We start from the raw sequence: 13,200 nt of genomic DNA, 5'->3' as shown, positions 1-13,200 counted from the left end.
TATCTCCGTCTCAAACCCAACTTACGCTCATGCGGCGGCCAATATTGTTGATACCCCCCCACGGCCGACCCCACGGCCGCGAGTGAATCCCCGCGACCCCGACACCTTTGCGCTACCCCTCAATAAGTCCCCTTCAGCTCACTCCGGCAGGATCGCCGCGATCTCCTCGGCGGACTCCGGGCCGAAGGCGTCCTTGAGGCGGCCCAGGACATCAGCGCGGTCGAAGGCCCATTCCTGCGTGCCCACGGTTTCCAGCACCAGGACGGCGATCAGCGAGCCCAGCTGCGCCGAACGCTCCAGGCTGAGGCCGCCGTCGATACCGGCGATGAACCCGGCGCGGAAGCCGTCGCCGACGCCGGTCGGGTCGACCTTGCCGCGTTCCGGGACGGCGCCGATCTGCAGCGCGAGGCCGTCCTTGCCGATGATCTCGACGCCCTTCTCCCCGAGCGTCGTGATCCGCATGCCGACGCGGTCGAGGACGTCGGCCTCGGACCAGCCGGTCTTCCGGAGCAGCAGCTCCCATTCGTAGTCGTTGCTGAACAGGTACTTCGCGCCCTCGACGAAGGAACGCACCTGCGCACCGTCCATCCGCGCCAGCTGCTGCGAGGGGTCGACGGCGAAGGTGTAGCCGCGCTGGCGGCATTCCTCGGCGTGCCGGACCATGCCGTCGGGGTCGTCCGGGCTGATCAGCACGAGCGACAGTTCACCGGCGTGCGCGGCGACGGGAGCCAGTTCGATGTTGCGGGATTCGGACATCGCGCCGGCGTAGAAGGTGGCGATCTGGCAGAGGTCCTCGTCGGTGGTGCAGACGAAGCGGGCGGTGTGCGCGACCTCGGAGACCAGCACGCCGGCGGTGTCGACGCCGTGCCGTTCGAGCCACGAGCGGTAGTCGGCGAAGTCGGAGCCCACCGCGCCGACCAGGATGGGGCGCTTGCCGAGCACGCCGAGGCCGAAGGCGATGTTCGCGCCGATCCCGCCCCGCCGGACGACGAGGTCATCGGCCAGGAAGCTCAGGGACACCCGGTGCAGCTGCTCGGCGACGAGCTGCTCGGCGAACCTGCCCGGGAAGTGCATGAGGTGGTCGGTTGCGATACTGCCGGATACTGCGATCCTGGCGCTGTCTGCCACCGGTTCTCCTTGATCGGTCGGCCTCGCCGAGACGAGGACGGCTAAGTTACCCGCAGGTCATGCCCCATACGGGTTGCTTCGAGCACGGCCATCAACACTACCGGTTGGTAGTGGTGTCCTACTCCACCATGAGTCATTAACTTGTCGTTCGTGACCACTTCCGCGTATCAACTCGAGCCGGAGTCGATCGGCGAACTCATCGCCGACTGTGCCGGTATCCCGTCGTCCCTCCAGGCCGAGAACCTGCCGCTGCCCCGGCAGATCGCCCCGCCGTGGACCGTGGACGAGCGGTGCCTCGCCCAGGTCGCCGATCTGGACGCCTACGTCTGATCCCGCTGCGGCACGAAGAGCCGCGGGCATGAAGAAGGGCCGCGACCTGGGTGAGGTTCGCGGCCCTTCTTCATGCCCGACGTGCGTCAGTGGAAGCTGTCGCCGCAGGCGCAGCTGCCGGTCGCGTTGGGGTTGTCGATCGTGAAGCCCTGCTTCTCGATCGAGTCGACGAAGTCGATCACGGCGCTCGTCACGTACGGCGCGCTCATCCGGTCGACGGCGACGCGGAGCCCGTCGAAGTCACGGAACAGGTCGCCGTCGAGCGTGCGCTCGTCGAAGAACAGCTGGTAACGGAGGCCGGCGCACCCACCGGGCTGGACGGCGATGCGCAGGTGCATGTCGTCGCGGCCCTCCTGCTCGAGCAGGGCCTTCGCCTTGACGGCGGCGGCGTCGGTCAACGTGACGCCGTGGGTCTCCTCGGCGGTTTCGGCCTGAGCTGCGGCTGCCTGCTCAGCGGTCGTCATGGTTCTCCCTCTGGTCGAACTCGCTGCGGGTACTCGTCTTGCACATGGTCCAACACGTCGGAGTCCCGATCTGTTCCCCTCCATGGTGACATATCGCTCGGCCTGGTGCGTGGCACCGTGACGCCCGCGACTACCCTGGTGGGGTGAGGTTCCTGCGCCGTAGCACCACAGACTCCGCCACGACGGACACCGAGACGCCCGGTAACGAGGCCGTCGAGGTCCAGGCCAAGGCGTACACGCCCGGAAAGGGCAAGGCCACGCCCAAGCGGCGCGAGGCCGAGGCCAAGCGCCGCGGCCCGGTGGCGCCCCCGCCGACCACCATGCGGGAGGCGATGAAGCGGAACAAGGAACTCCGCAAGTCCGCGAAGGCCGACCCGGAGTACAAGGCGAAGCAGCGCAACGCCGCCAAGGAACGCCGCGAGCGGATGATGGCGGGCGAGGACAAGTACCTGCTCCCCCGTGACCGCGGCCCGGTCAAGGCGTACATCCGTGACCTGGTCGACTCGCGGCGCAACCTGCTCGGCCTGTTCATGCCGCTGGCGATCCTGGTGTTCGTCGCGCTGATCCTGCCGTACCCCGAGGTGCAGCGGTACGCGACGCTGCTGTGCACCGTGATGCTGCTCGGCATGATCGTCGAGGGTTTCCTGAGCGGGCGCCGGATCGCGAAGCTGGTCCGCCTGAAGTTCCCGAACGAGACGGTCAAGGGCACCTCCGTCGGCTGGTACTCGTTCATCCGGGCCAGCCAGATCCGCAAGCTGCGGGTCCCCAAGCCGCGTGTGAAGCCCGGCGACCAGGTCTGAGCAGGCGAAACCCAGGTCGTTAGCCTGCCTAACGGCCTGAGGTAGAGTCGCGCCCATGGAGTTTCGACGCCTCGGCCGCAGCGGCCTCAATGTCAGTGAGATCTCGTACGGCAACTGGCTCACCCACGGGTCCCAGGTGGAAGAGGACCAGGCCCAGGAGTGCATCAAGGCGGCGCTCGACGTCGGCATCACGACCTTCGACACGGCCGACGCTTATGCGAACACGGCCGCCGAATCGGTGCTCGGCCGCGGCCTGAAGGGCCTGCGCCGCGAAAGCCTGGAGATCTTCACCAAGGTCTACTGGCCGACCGGGCCCAAGGGGCCCAACGACCAGGGTCTCGGCCGCAAGCACATCATCGAGTCGGCGAACGCTTCGCTGAAGCGCCTCGGCACCGACTACGTCGACCTCTACCAGGCGCACCGGTTCGACCGGACCGTCCCGCTCGAAGAGACCTTCCTCGCCTTCGCCGACCTGGTCCGCCAGGGCAAGGTGCTCTACGTCGGCGTCTCGGAGTGGACCGCCGAGCAGATCACCCAGGGCGCGGCGATCGCCCGCGAGCTGCGGGTGCCTCTCATCTCGAACCAGCCGCAGTACAACGCGCTGTGGCGGGTGATCGAGGCACAGGTCATCCCGGCTTCCGAACGTGAGGGCCTCAGCCAGATCGTCTGGTCGCCGATCGCGCAGGGCGTGCTCACCGGCAAGTACAAGCCCGGTCAGCCGCTGCCCGAGGGCTCCCGCGCGACCGACGACAAGGGCGGCGCCAACATGGTCGCCCGCTTCCTCAACGACGACGTCCTCGAGCGCGTCCAGCGGCTCCAGCCGATCGCGGACAAGGCGGGCCTGACGATGGCCCAGCTGTCCGTGGCGTGGGTGCTGCAGAACCCGAACGTCGCCTCGGCGATCATCGGCGCTTCGCGGCCGGAGCAGGTGCACGAGAACGTCAAGGCGGCCGGCGTGAAGCTGGACGCGGATCTGCTCGCCGCGATCGACGAGGCCCTCGACGGCGTCACCGAGACCGACCCGACGCTGACCCGCTCGCCCTGATCCCCGCAATTGGTCACCTACTTGCGCACGCTTTTCCGCGCAAGTAGGTGACCAATTGCGTCAGTCGCCGTGCACCCGGGACTGGTACGCGATCTGACCGTCGAGGTCGAGGGCGTCGCCGGGGGCGCGCAAGGGATCAATTCCCAAGCCCCGCAACAACCTGCTCGCGCCGGCGACCCGGTCACCGGTCCGGCCGTCGAGCCGCACCGGCCGGTGGCCGCGCTGGATCAGCAGGCCCTCGACGTCGTCGATCAGCCGGTACGGGTCGTAGACCTGCTGTTCAGGCATGACCACCACCGGGAATCCAGGTCTTCCCGGTGATCCGTTCGTAGACCTCGGTGTAGCGCTTGCGGGTCGCCTCGACGATCTCGTCCGGGATGGCGGGGCCGGGCGGCGTCTTGTCCCAGCCGGTGGTCGTGGACCAGTCGCGGACGAACTGCTTGTCGAAAGCGTGCTGCGTCCGGCCGGGCTCGTAGTCGTCGGCGGGCCAGAAACGCGACGAGTCCGAAGTGAGGACCTCGTCCCCGAGCGTCAGCACGCCGTCGGCGTCGAAGCCGAATTCGATCTTGGTGTCGGCGATGATGATGCCGTTCTTCGCCGCGTGCTCCGCGCCCTTGGTATAGACCTCGAGGGTCAGGTCGCGGATGCGGTCCGCGGTCTCCTTGCCGATGTCGTTCACGACGTCGGCGAAGGTCATGAACTCGTCGTGGCCGGTGTCGGAGATCTTCGTGGTGGGCGTGAAGATCGGCTCGGGCAGCTTGTCCGCCTCGACGAGACCGGCGGGCAGTTCGACCCCGGAGACCTTGCCGTCGCGCCGGTATTCGCGCATTCCGAGACCGGTGAGATAGCCGCGCGCGATGCATTCGACCTGGATCATCTTCAGCGGCTTGCAGCGCGTGGCGCGCCCGGCGAATTCGGCGGGGACGTCGGTCGTGGAGAGGACGTGGTTCGGCACCACGCCGGACAGCTTTTCGAACCACCAGGCGGAAAGCTGGTTCAGCAGCGCGCCCTTGTCCGGGATCGGGGTCGGCAGCGAGACGTCGTAGACCGAGACGCGATCCGACGCGACGAGCAGAATGTCGCCGTCGATTTCGTAAAGGTCCCGGACCTTACCCGCGTGAATGTGCTTCATGCCCCGTCCTCGATGTTGTATTCGTAGAAAATCCAGTGGTCCGGCAAGGCCGCCGATTCGCCGTACTCGAGTACGTCACCCTCGGCGGACAAGAACCTGTTGCGACTCAACAGAATCGCCGAACCTTCGGCCACGCCGAGTTCCGCCGCCTCCTCGGCACCCGCCAGCCCCGCGGCGTGCTGAGAATGAGTCGACGCCAGAACACGGCCTGTCCGGTCCGCCACGTATTTGACCGTGCCTTCGACGATCCGCACCGGCTCGAACAGCAAAGGAGCCTTCGCCGCGACAGCGCCGTCGAACCACGAGACCGACGTCGACACCGGCCGGCCTTCGCCCGCATACGTGGTCCGTCGCCGACGGATCACCGGAGTACCTTCATCGATTCCGAGCGCGCCCGCCACCCGGTCCGGTGCGGGCAGAAGGCCTGCTTCGCGGATTTTCGCGTAGTGGCCCGGTGGATAGACCTTGCCGGTTCGCGCGATCGAGATCGTCCGATCGTGCGCGGAGCGGTGCAGCGCCCTGGTCTGCACCACTGTCCCGATGCCGCGTTTCGCGCGGACCAGACCTTCGGCGCGGAGCGTCGAGAGCACCTTCATCGCCGTCGCCATCGCGACGTTCCAGTTCCTGGCGATCTCCCGCGCGGACGGGACCGTGTCGCCTTCCTTGAGCCTGCCCGAAACGATGTCGTCGCGAATGCTTCCCGCGATCTGGAGATACGGCGGTTCGGGTCGATCGACGGCGGGCAAGGTGACTCCTCACAAGGTCGCGCGGTGCGCACAAGCGTTCTAGCACACCAATGGGCGAGCACCAAGGATCCTGCTCACACCCCATTATTACGTACTAGTACACATTCTGGACGGTGCTCTAGTACACCTGTTACTCTCCGCAGAGTTCCCGAAACCCGTTAGGGGGCTCGATGAACCACCTGAGCATCGACGAACTGCTCGAAGAGCTTCGAAGACGCCGGTGGGTCGTCTACATCTTCGGTCCCCGGGAGGAACCGGAGGTCTGTGCCGCGGTGTTCCAGTGGGACACCTGCGCCGACGTTCTCATCCTCCGCGGCGAGGAACGGGCGAGCGCCTTCCGCGTCACCACCCTCGCCGACACGGACGTCTTCCACCCGGCACTCGTCTCCTGGCAATACCACTCGACGGCCGACTGGACCCTGCGCGCGGTGCTCACGATCCCGGCGCCCGGCGACGCCGCCGCGCCGATCCAGTTGCTGCAACCACATCCGGACTGCGTGATCCCGATGGAGGCGCGCCAGCCGGTCACCATCCTGCCCGCCATACCGACCAAGGCCGACCAGGGAGATCCCTAACCTCGGCCGATCACCTGCTCGGCGACAACGAGGTCGTGCGGGTAGGTGATCTTGAGGTTCTCCGCGCTGCCCGGAACCCACCGCACCGGCAGCGCGGAGAACCTTTCCATGCACGAAGACGTGTCCGTGCCGACGAAACCCTCTCGCTCGGCCGTTTCGTACGCCTCCAGCAACGGTGCGGCGCGGAAACCCTGCGGTGTCTGCACCCGGATCGCGCCGGGCAGCGCGCCGGAAACGGTGTCGCCGTCCACACGCACGATGTCGCCGGCCGCGACCCCGGGCACCGCTCCCCCGTACCGCCGCGTGTCGGCGAGGACGTCCGCGATCAGTTCCGGGGTGACGAGCGGACGGGCCGCGTCGTGCAGCAGTACCGCGTCGATCTCGCCGCTTTCGATACGGGAAGTCAAGTGGCGCAAGGCGTTCAGCTCCGAACCCTGGCGCGTCGCGCCACCGTGGACGAGTTCGACCTCGCCCGGATGCGCGGCGAGCACCTCCCGCGCGAGTTCGGTGTCCTGTGGTCTGATGACCAGCACGAGCACGTCGATACCGGGCACGCGGGCGAAGGCGTCGAGCGACCACGCGACGACCCGTTTGCCCGCAACCGGCAGGTACACCTTGTTGAGCTTGGCGCCGACGCGAGTGCCCGCTCCGCTCGCGAGCACCACCCCGGCGGCCTTCGTCTGAGCCACAGGCAACTCTGGCACAGGCGGGTGGGTAGGTTGGGCCCGGCCACCGAAGCGATCCGAAGGGGCAGGGCGTTGGACGACGAAATCCTCGAATTCGCCGAAGTCGAGCAGCCTGATGAACACGCGCGCTCGGCGGCGATCGCCCTGCACTCGAAACTGATCAAACCGGCCGGGTCACTGGGCAGGCTCGAAGAACTGGGCGTGTGGGTCGCGGCCTGCCAGGGCCAGTCGCCGCCGCGTCCGTTCACCCGGCCCCGGGTCGTGGTGTTCGCCGGAGACCACGGCGTCGCCGCGAAGGGCGTCTCGGCGTACCCGGGCGAGGTCACCGCGCAACTCGTCGGCAGCATGCTGACCGGAGGCGCTGCCATCAACGTGCTGGCCGCGTCGGCGGGCGCGAGCGTCCGCGTCGTCGACATGGCCGTCGACAGCGACGCCCCCGCCACGCGGTCGATCGGCGAGTTCAAGGTGCGGCGGGGGTCGGGCTCGATCGACGTCGAGGACGCGCTGACCGACGAGGAGGCGCGTGCCGCCGTCCGCGCGGGCCGGGCGATCGCCGACGCCGAGGTCGACGGCGGGGCCGATCTGCTCATCGCGGGCGACCTCGGGATCGGGAACAGCACCCCGGCCTCGGTACTGGTCGCGGCGCTGACCGGCAGCGAACCGGTGGCCGTCGTCGGCCGCGGCTCTGGCATCGACGACAACGCCTGGATGCGCAAGGCCGCGGCCGTCCGTGACGCGCTGCGGCGGGCGAGGACCGTGCTGGCCGACCCGGTCGCGCTGCTGCGCACCGCCGCCGGCGCCGACATCGCCGCGATGGCGGGCTTCCTCGCACAGGCCTCGCTCCGGAAGACGCCGGTGATCCTGGACGGCCTGGTGGCCGCCGCGGCCGCACTGGTCGCCGAGGAACTCGTCCCCGGCGCGCGGCAGTGGTGGACCGCCGGTCAGCGCGGCGGCGAACCCGCGCACGCGCTGGCGCTGGAGCACCTCGACCTGGAGCCGATCCTCGATCTGGACGTGCGCCTCGGCGAGGGGACGGGCGCGGTCGCGGCGCTGCCGCTGGTGTTCATGGCGACGCGGGTGCTCGCGGAGATGGCCACGCACGAGCAGGCCGGGGTGAGCGGGCCGCTGATCGAGGCTCCCGCCACCTGACGCGTTGTTCGCTCCGGGTGGCCCGCTCCAGGCTGCAATGAAGGACGCTTTCATAGCAATATTTGCTATGAAAGCGTCCTTCATTGCATTGGCCGGGTCGTGTGTGGCACAGGAGGGCAGAGGTCCGCGAAGGGAGCCTTCACGGACTCACCGCCCGGAGCCGAAACCTCAGCCCAGCGGGTACATCCAGCCTTCCGGAGCGGGCCGGGTGCCCTCCTGGATCCCGGTCAGGGCGCCGCGCAGCTTCATCGTCAGCTCGCCGGGCTGCCCGCCGGCGACGGAGAACTCGCCGCCCGCGTGCTTCACGTGCCCGACCGGCGTGATGACCGCCGCGGTCCCGCAGGCGAACACCTCGGTCAGCTCGCCGGAAGCCGCCGCCTTCTCCCACTCGTCGGTGGAGATGCGCCGCTCCTCGACCTGGTGCCCGAAGGACTTCGCCAGCTCCAGCAGCGACTTGCGGGTCACGCCCGGCAGCAGCGAGCCGGTCAGTTCCGGGGTCACGACGCGGGCCTCGTCGCCGGAGCCGAAGACGAAGAACAGGTTCATCCCGCCCATCTCCTCGACCCAGCGCCGCTCGACGGCGTCGAGCCACACGACCTGGTCGCAGCCCTTCTCCACGGCCTGCGCCTGCGCGACGAAGGAGGCCGCGTAGTTGCCGGCGCACTTCGCCTCACCGGTTCCGCCGGGGACGGCGCGCACGTACTCGGTGGAGAGCCACACGCTCACCGGCTTCACTCCACCGGAGAAGTACGAGCCTGCGGGCGAGCCGATCAGCGCGTAGAGGTACTCGTTCGCGGGCCGGTTGACGCCAAGCCCGGCTTCGGTGGAGATCATGAACGGCCGCAGGTACAGCGACTCGCCCGGCTTCGTCGGGACCCAGCGGGAGTCGACCGCGATGAGCTCGCGGATCGAGTCGAGGAAGGTCTCCACCGGCAGCTGCGGCATGGCGAGGCGCTCGGCCGAGTTGCGGAACCGGAGCGCGTTCGCGTCGGGCCGGAACGCGGCGATCGTGCCGTCCGGCTGGCGGTAGGCTTTGAGGCCCTCGAAGATGGCCTGGCCGTAGTGCAGCACGGAGGTCGCCGGGTCGAGCGTCAAGGGCGCGTACGGCCCGACGGTGGCATCGTGCCAGCCCTGCTCGGCACTCCATTTCACGGTCACCATGTGGTCGGTGAAGTGCAGGCCGAAGCCGGGTGCGGCCAATACGTCCGCGACGCGTTCCGGGCTCGCGGGGCTCGGGTGCGGGAGGTGGGTGAACTGCGTCGAGGTCGTCATGACTAAGACGATAACGCTTGGTCGGACCCACGTTAGTCGGACGTCCGCATATCTTTACCTTCCGCGATCTGTCCGTCGGGACGAACACGGGAGGGCCTTCGCCCCTAAGATGACGGCGTGACGTACAACCAGATGCAGCCCGCCCAACCGGCCCACCCGGCCAAGCCTGCCACCCCCGGCACGGGGACGGACGTCAAGACCTTCGCGACGGCCGTGCTGCTCACCTTCGGCACCGGCGTGCTGATGATGGACGGCTGGGCCCTGCTCGACAGCGGCTTCGGCGCGTTCCTCGGCCTGGTCGCCGGTGGTTTCGGCATCTTCTGGTGGAAGAGCATCCACGGCAAGGTGTTCCCGCGCGAACTGGGCACGAAGTCGGTGGTCATCCTCACGGTGATCAACGTCGTGCTGGTGCTGCTCCTGCTCCTCCAGGTGAGCTAGAGCAACCCATCCGGGAGGGCGGGCGCGGGCCAGTCCGGCTCCGGCCGGAAGTCGGTCCACGTCCCGTCGAAGGGGAAGCGCCCGGCGTCCGCCAGCGCCCCGATCCGCTCGCCCTCGGCACGCAGCCGCTCGAGCTGACCGGCGGTGATGCGGCCGGCGAGGACGGCCTCTTCCGCCTCGTCCTCGTCCTTCCACTGCCAGCGTCCGCCGGGCTGGACGGCGACGTCGAGGATGCCGTCGATCCGGTCGGGTCCGGACGGCGTGCGCCCCAGCGGGACCTCGAGGTTGACGTACCAGTTCAGGAAGCGGCCCTCTGCGTCGAAGAACCACCAGACCGACGACCATTCGTCGTCGGCGATGCGGCGCAGCGTCGAGGTGTCGCGCCAGAAGTCGGCCACCCGCACCCTCGGCACCCGGAACCGCTCCGCCAGCGGCGCCTCGCGGAAGAGCCGCCCGTCGGCGAGCCTGCTGCCGATGATCGGGGTGTCCGCGGGCAGCCAGCCGAGCAGCACGGTGCCGTCGTCGGCGAGGACGCGCAGCGGGTGATGCTGGCCGATCGAGCCGTCCGGTCGCAGGAAGCGTTCGACGACCGTGTCGCCCGGGGTCCAGTGAGGATCACGCACGCCTTGCACGGTACCGACGGGCGCGGACCCGCAGAACCAGTTCGGCGAGCGTTCCCACTCCCGCGAGCCCGAGGGCCACGACCGGCCCAGCGAAGGCGGCCGCGACGGCCACGATCAGTCCACAAGCGAGTGTCGCCTTCGGACGTTCCGGGGAAAGCCGCTCCCGGCCGTCGGTGAAGGCGTCCACGGCGACGGGCACGGTCGCCACGGCGACCACCACGGTCAGCACCGGCAGCAGCGAGACCGCGTCGGCCGCGGCGAGGAGTTCGCGGAACGACGTCGCGGAGAGCCCCAGCCGGACCGGTCCGAGCTGGTAGAGGGCGACGGCGGTGATCGCCACGGCCGCGGCGCCCACCGCGGCCGCGCGGCCCGCGCCGGGACGGCGGGGCGGCAGGAACGGCAGCAGCACCAGCACGGCGAGGCCGAGTCCTGGCACGGACGGCGGATCCGGCGCGATGAACTGCGCCAGCGGCGGGATGCCGACGCAGATCGCGATCAGGGACGCGGCCGCGGCCAGCGACAGGCCGGTGACCCAGCGGGCGGCGTAGTCGCCGAGGCGGACACCGGCCAGGTCGGCGACGGTCACGACGACGGCGAACACCGCGGCGGCGGCTCCCGGCGCGGCAGGGAAGAGGTACTGCCCGAACGTCGTCGCGAAGACCAAGACCAGGCCCAGCCGCGAAACGGAGCTCGCGATCCGCTCCGGCCCGGTGTCGCCCACCGGCGGCAGCAGCGCCTCGGCCGCGACGGCGATCACGGCCGCGAACACGGCGGCGGCGAGTACCCAGTAGTCCGCTCCGGACGTGCCCACCGCGAGTGCGATGAGCAGCCCGCCAGCCAGCCGCACGCCGTCTCCCTTCCTCCTGCGCCGAGTGACCCGGTCGGCCCCGCTGTTACCCCAGGTCCTGCTGTCATTAGCATGGCTCACGATCCAACCGGGCGGCCGCCCGGTACCACCGCGAACGCGCGAGGAGCCAGAAGTGACCGTGCCGAAGCTTGCCCTGACCGAGAACGCCGAAGCGGCGCTTGCCAAGACGCGCGCCGACGTCGTCGTCATCGGAACCCTGCAGGGTGAGGACGGCCTGGCGCTCGCCGCCGGCTCCTCCGTCGCCGATGCCGCCTTCGACGGCAAGCTCGCCGAAGTCCTCGGCACCCTCGGCGCGTCCGGCAAGGCCGACGAGGTCGTCAAGGTACCGACGCTGGGCAAGCTGCCCGCCGGCGTCGTACTCGCCGTCGGCCTCGGCAAGGCCGGCGCGGACGGCGTCACCGCCGAGCAGGTCCGCCGGGGCGCCGGTGCCGCCGCGCGGGCACTGAACGGAACCGACCGCGCGTTCGTCACGCTGTCGGCGATCGACCTCCAGGCCGCCGTCGAGGGCACCGCGCTCGGCGCGTACTCCTTCACCGAGTACCGCTCCGAGAAGGGCGACGGCCCGCTCGCCAAGGTGGACTTCGTGAGCCCCGAAGAGGGCACCGCCAAGGACCACAAGGCGACGCTGAAGGCCGCCGGCCTGATCGCGGAGTCGGTGATCATCGCCCGCGACCTGATCAACACCCCGCCGAACGACCTGTTCCCGGCCTCCTTCGCCGACCGCGCGAAGACGCTGGCCGAGGCGAACGACCTCGACTTCGAGGTCCTCGACGAGAAGGCCCTCAAGCGCAAGGGCTTCGGCGGCATCCTCGGCGTCGGCGGCGGCTCGGCCCGCCAGCCGCGCCTGCTGCGCATCGCCTACAAGCCCGCGAAGGCGTCGAAGAAGGTCGCGCTGGTCGGCAAGGGCATCACCTTCGACTCGGGCGGCATCTCGATCAAGCCCGCCGCGAACATGGACCACATGACCTCGGACATGTCGGGCGCGGCCGCCGTGCTCGCCTCCGTGGTGCTGGCCGCGAAGCTGAAGTACCCGCTCGAGGTCGTCGCGCACATCCCGCTGGCGGAGAACCTGCCCTCGGCCACCTCGTACCGGCCGGGCGACGTGCTCAGCATGTACGGCGGCAAGACCGTCGAGGTGCTCAACACCGACGCCGAAGGCCGTCTCGTGCTGGCCGACGCGATCGTGCGCGCGGGCGAGGAGAACCCCGACTACCTGATCGAGACCTCGACCCTGACCGGCGCGCAGATCGTCGCGCTCGGCAACCGCACCGCGGGCGTCATGGGCTCGGACGAGTTCCGCGACCGGATCGCCTCGATCGCGCAGGCGACCGGTGAAGGCGGCTGGGCGATGCCGCTGCCGGAAGAACTGCGCGCCGACCTCGACTCGCGCCTCGCCGACCTGGCCAACGTCACCGGGCACCGCTGGGGCGGCATGCTCGCCGCGGGCGTCTTCCTGCGCGAGTTCGTCACCGAGGGCCTGCCCTGGGCGCACATCGACATCGCGGGCCCGTCGTTCAACACCGCCGGGCCGTGGGGCTACACCGGCAAGGGCGGCACCGGCGTCCCGGTCCGCACCATCGCCGCGGTCCTCGCGGACATCGCCGCGAACGGCTGACCTTTTCCTGAACGCGCGTGGTCTGGGGTGGGGGCGGGAGCGGAGTGTCCACCACCAGGCTCCCTCGAAGTACATGAACACCTACCTTGCGCCTAGGTCAGGGGCCCGGCAAAGTCGCATAACCGCTGGTGAGGGCTCGTCACAGTGGCCTGACACCTTCTCGACTGTCCACAGGGGACCCTTTCCAGGTAACAGTGCCCGATTGGGCGTTTTATGAAGGGGTGGGGGGGGGGGGGGGGGGGGGGGTGGGGGGGGTGGGGGAGACCCACACCCCCCCCCCCCCCACCCCCAACAAAACCACACAGCAGAAAAATAAGGAAAAAAAAAAA

Annotated in this window: 16 protein-coding genes; 7 read left to right on the top strand and 9 right to left on the bottom strand. The window is 69.4% G+C overall.

Features of this window, described 5'->3' with window-relative positions:
• Positions 1-138: 138 nt before the first annotated feature.
• Complete coding sequence (locus ACIHAO_RS22125; protein ID WP_396560590.1) at positions 139-1,128, bottom strand: carbohydrate kinase family protein; 990 nt, start codon at positions 1,126-1,128, stop codon at positions 139-141.
• Positions 1,129-1,269: 141 nt separating this feature from the next.
• Here ACIHAO_RS22125 and ACIHAO_RS22120 point away from each other — a divergent pair, with 141 nt between their 5' ends.
• A complete protein-coding gene (locus tag ACIHAO_RS22120) occupies positions 1,270-1,458 on the top strand; it encodes a hypothetical protein (protein ID WP_125787922.1) in 189 nt (62 codons plus the stop codon).
• 86 nt (positions 1,459-1,544) lie between these two features.
• Here the strand turns inward: ACIHAO_RS22120 and ACIHAO_RS22115 are convergent, their stop codons facing one another.
• Positions 1,545-1,922, bottom strand: a complete 378-nt coding sequence (locus tag ACIHAO_RS22115) for an iron-sulfur cluster assembly accessory protein (protein ID WP_125794843.1) — start codon at positions 1,920-1,922, stop codon at positions 1,545-1,547.
• A 143-nt stretch (positions 1,923-2,065) separates the two neighbouring features.
• Here ACIHAO_RS22115 and ACIHAO_RS22110 point away from each other — a divergent pair, with 143 nt between their 5' ends.
• Together ACIHAO_RS22110 and ACIHAO_RS22105 are read left to right on the top strand one after the other, a co-directional pair.
• On the top strand, positions 2,066-2,722 hold the full coding sequence (locus ACIHAO_RS22110; RefSeq protein ID WP_396560587.1) for a DUF3043 domain-containing protein: 657 nt from the start codon (positions 2,066-2,068) through the stop codon (positions 2,720-2,722).
• Between the two features lie 55 nt (positions 2,723-2,777).
• Positions 2,778-3,767, top strand: coding sequence for an aldo/keto reductase family protein (locus tag ACIHAO_RS22105; RefSeq protein WP_396560585.1), 990 nt, complete (start codon positions 2,778-2,780; stop codon positions 3,765-3,767).
• 60 nt (positions 3,768-3,827) lie between these two features.
• On the opposite strand, the gene ACIHAO_RS22100 is transcribed toward ACIHAO_RS22105, so the two are convergent.
• The 3 genes from ACIHAO_RS22100 to ACIHAO_RS22090 are packed head-to-tail and all read right to left on the bottom strand — an operon-like array spanning position 3,828 to position 5,645.
• Positions 3,828-4,055 carry a hypothetical protein gene (locus ACIHAO_RS22100; protein ID WP_396560583.1) on the bottom strand — a complete coding sequence of 76 codons (228 nt, stop codon included), beginning with the start codon at positions 4,053-4,055 and terminating at the stop codon, positions 3,828-3,830.
• On the bottom strand, positions 4,048-4,899 hold the full coding sequence (locus ACIHAO_RS22095; protein ID WP_396560581.1) for a phosphoribosylaminoimidazolesuccinocarboxamide synthase: 852 nt from the start codon (positions 4,897-4,899) through the stop codon (positions 4,048-4,050). Before ACIHAO_RS22095 ends, ACIHAO_RS22100 begins: the two co-directional genes overlap by 8 nt.
• A complete protein-coding gene (locus ACIHAO_RS22090) occupies positions 4,896-5,645 on the bottom strand; it encodes a GntR family transcriptional regulator (RefSeq protein ID WP_396560579.1) in 750 nt (249 codons plus the stop codon). The genes ACIHAO_RS22095 and ACIHAO_RS22090 overlap by 4 nt, the downstream gene beginning before the upstream one ends.
• A 170-nt stretch (positions 5,646-5,815) precedes the next feature.
• On the opposite strand from ACIHAO_RS22090, the gene ACIHAO_RS22085 reads away from it, so the two are divergent.
• The gene (locus ACIHAO_RS22085) at positions 5,816-6,220 is read left to right on the top strand and encodes a hypothetical protein (RefSeq protein ID WP_396560577.1); all 405 of its coding nucleotides are present in this window, start codon (positions 5,816-5,818) and stop codon (positions 6,218-6,220) included.
• Here ACIHAO_RS22085 and ACIHAO_RS22080 read toward each other — a convergent pair.
• A complete protein-coding gene (locus ACIHAO_RS22080) occupies positions 6,217-6,885 on the bottom strand; it encodes a 2-C-methyl-D-erythritol 4-phosphate cytidylyltransferase (RefSeq protein ID WP_396560916.1) in 669 nt (222 codons plus the stop codon). The two genes, ACIHAO_RS22085 and ACIHAO_RS22080, sit on opposite strands and share 4 nt — an antisense overlap.
• Before the next feature lie 93 nt (positions 6,886-6,978).
• Here ACIHAO_RS22080 and cobT point away from each other — a divergent pair, with 93 nt between their 5' ends.
• A complete protein-coding gene (gene cobT / locus ACIHAO_RS22075) occupies positions 6,979-8,055 on the top strand; it encodes a nicotinate-nucleotide--dimethylbenzimidazole phosphoribosyltransferase (RefSeq protein WP_396560575.1) in 1,077 nt (358 codons plus the stop codon).
• A gap of 168 nt (positions 8,056-8,223) precedes the next feature.
• Here the strand turns inward: cobT and ACIHAO_RS22070 are convergent, their stop codons facing one another.
• A complete protein-coding gene (locus ACIHAO_RS22070) occupies positions 8,224-9,327 on the bottom strand; it encodes a branched-chain amino acid aminotransferase (protein WP_396560573.1) in 1,104 nt (367 codons plus the stop codon).
• A 117-nt stretch (positions 9,328-9,444) separates the two neighbouring features.
• Between ACIHAO_RS22070 and ACIHAO_RS22065 the strand changes: the two genes are divergently transcribed.
• Positions 9,445-9,765 carry a hypothetical protein gene (locus ACIHAO_RS22065; protein WP_396560571.1) on the top strand — a complete coding sequence of 107 codons (321 nt, stop codon included), beginning with the start codon at positions 9,445-9,447 and terminating at the stop codon, positions 9,763-9,765.
• Here the strand turns inward: ACIHAO_RS22065 and ACIHAO_RS22060 are convergent.
• Positions 9,762-10,388 (bottom strand): DUF402 domain-containing protein, encoded by a 627-nt coding sequence (locus ACIHAO_RS22060; protein ID WP_396560569.1) that lies wholly within the window; start codon positions 10,386-10,388, stop codon positions 9,762-9,764. The two genes, ACIHAO_RS22065 and ACIHAO_RS22060, sit on opposite strands and share 4 nt — an antisense overlap.
• Positions 10,381-11,235, bottom strand: a complete 855-nt coding sequence (locus tag ACIHAO_RS22055; RefSeq protein ID WP_396560567.1) for a hypothetical protein — start codon at positions 11,233-11,235, stop codon at positions 10,381-10,383. The genes ACIHAO_RS22060 and ACIHAO_RS22055 overlap by 8 nt, the downstream gene beginning before the upstream one ends.
• Before the next feature lie 133 nt (positions 11,236-11,368).
• On the opposite strand from ACIHAO_RS22055, the gene ACIHAO_RS22050 reads away from it, so the two are divergent.
• The gene (locus ACIHAO_RS22050) at positions 11,369-12,871 is read left to right on the top strand and encodes a leucyl aminopeptidase (RefSeq protein WP_396560565.1); all 1,503 of its coding nucleotides are present in this window, start codon (positions 11,369-11,371) and stop codon (positions 12,869-12,871) included.
• The last annotated feature ends 329 nt before the right edge of the window (positions 12,872-13,200 follow it).

This window comes from Amycolatopsis sp. NPDC052450 (genome assembly GCF_044547565.1).
GTDB lineage: Bacteria > Actinomycetota > Actinomycetes > Mycobacteriales > Pseudonocardiaceae > Amycolatopsis.
The sequence above is the reverse complement of the archived record's forward strand: the minus strand, read 5'-3'. Positions and strand labels throughout refer to the sequence as shown.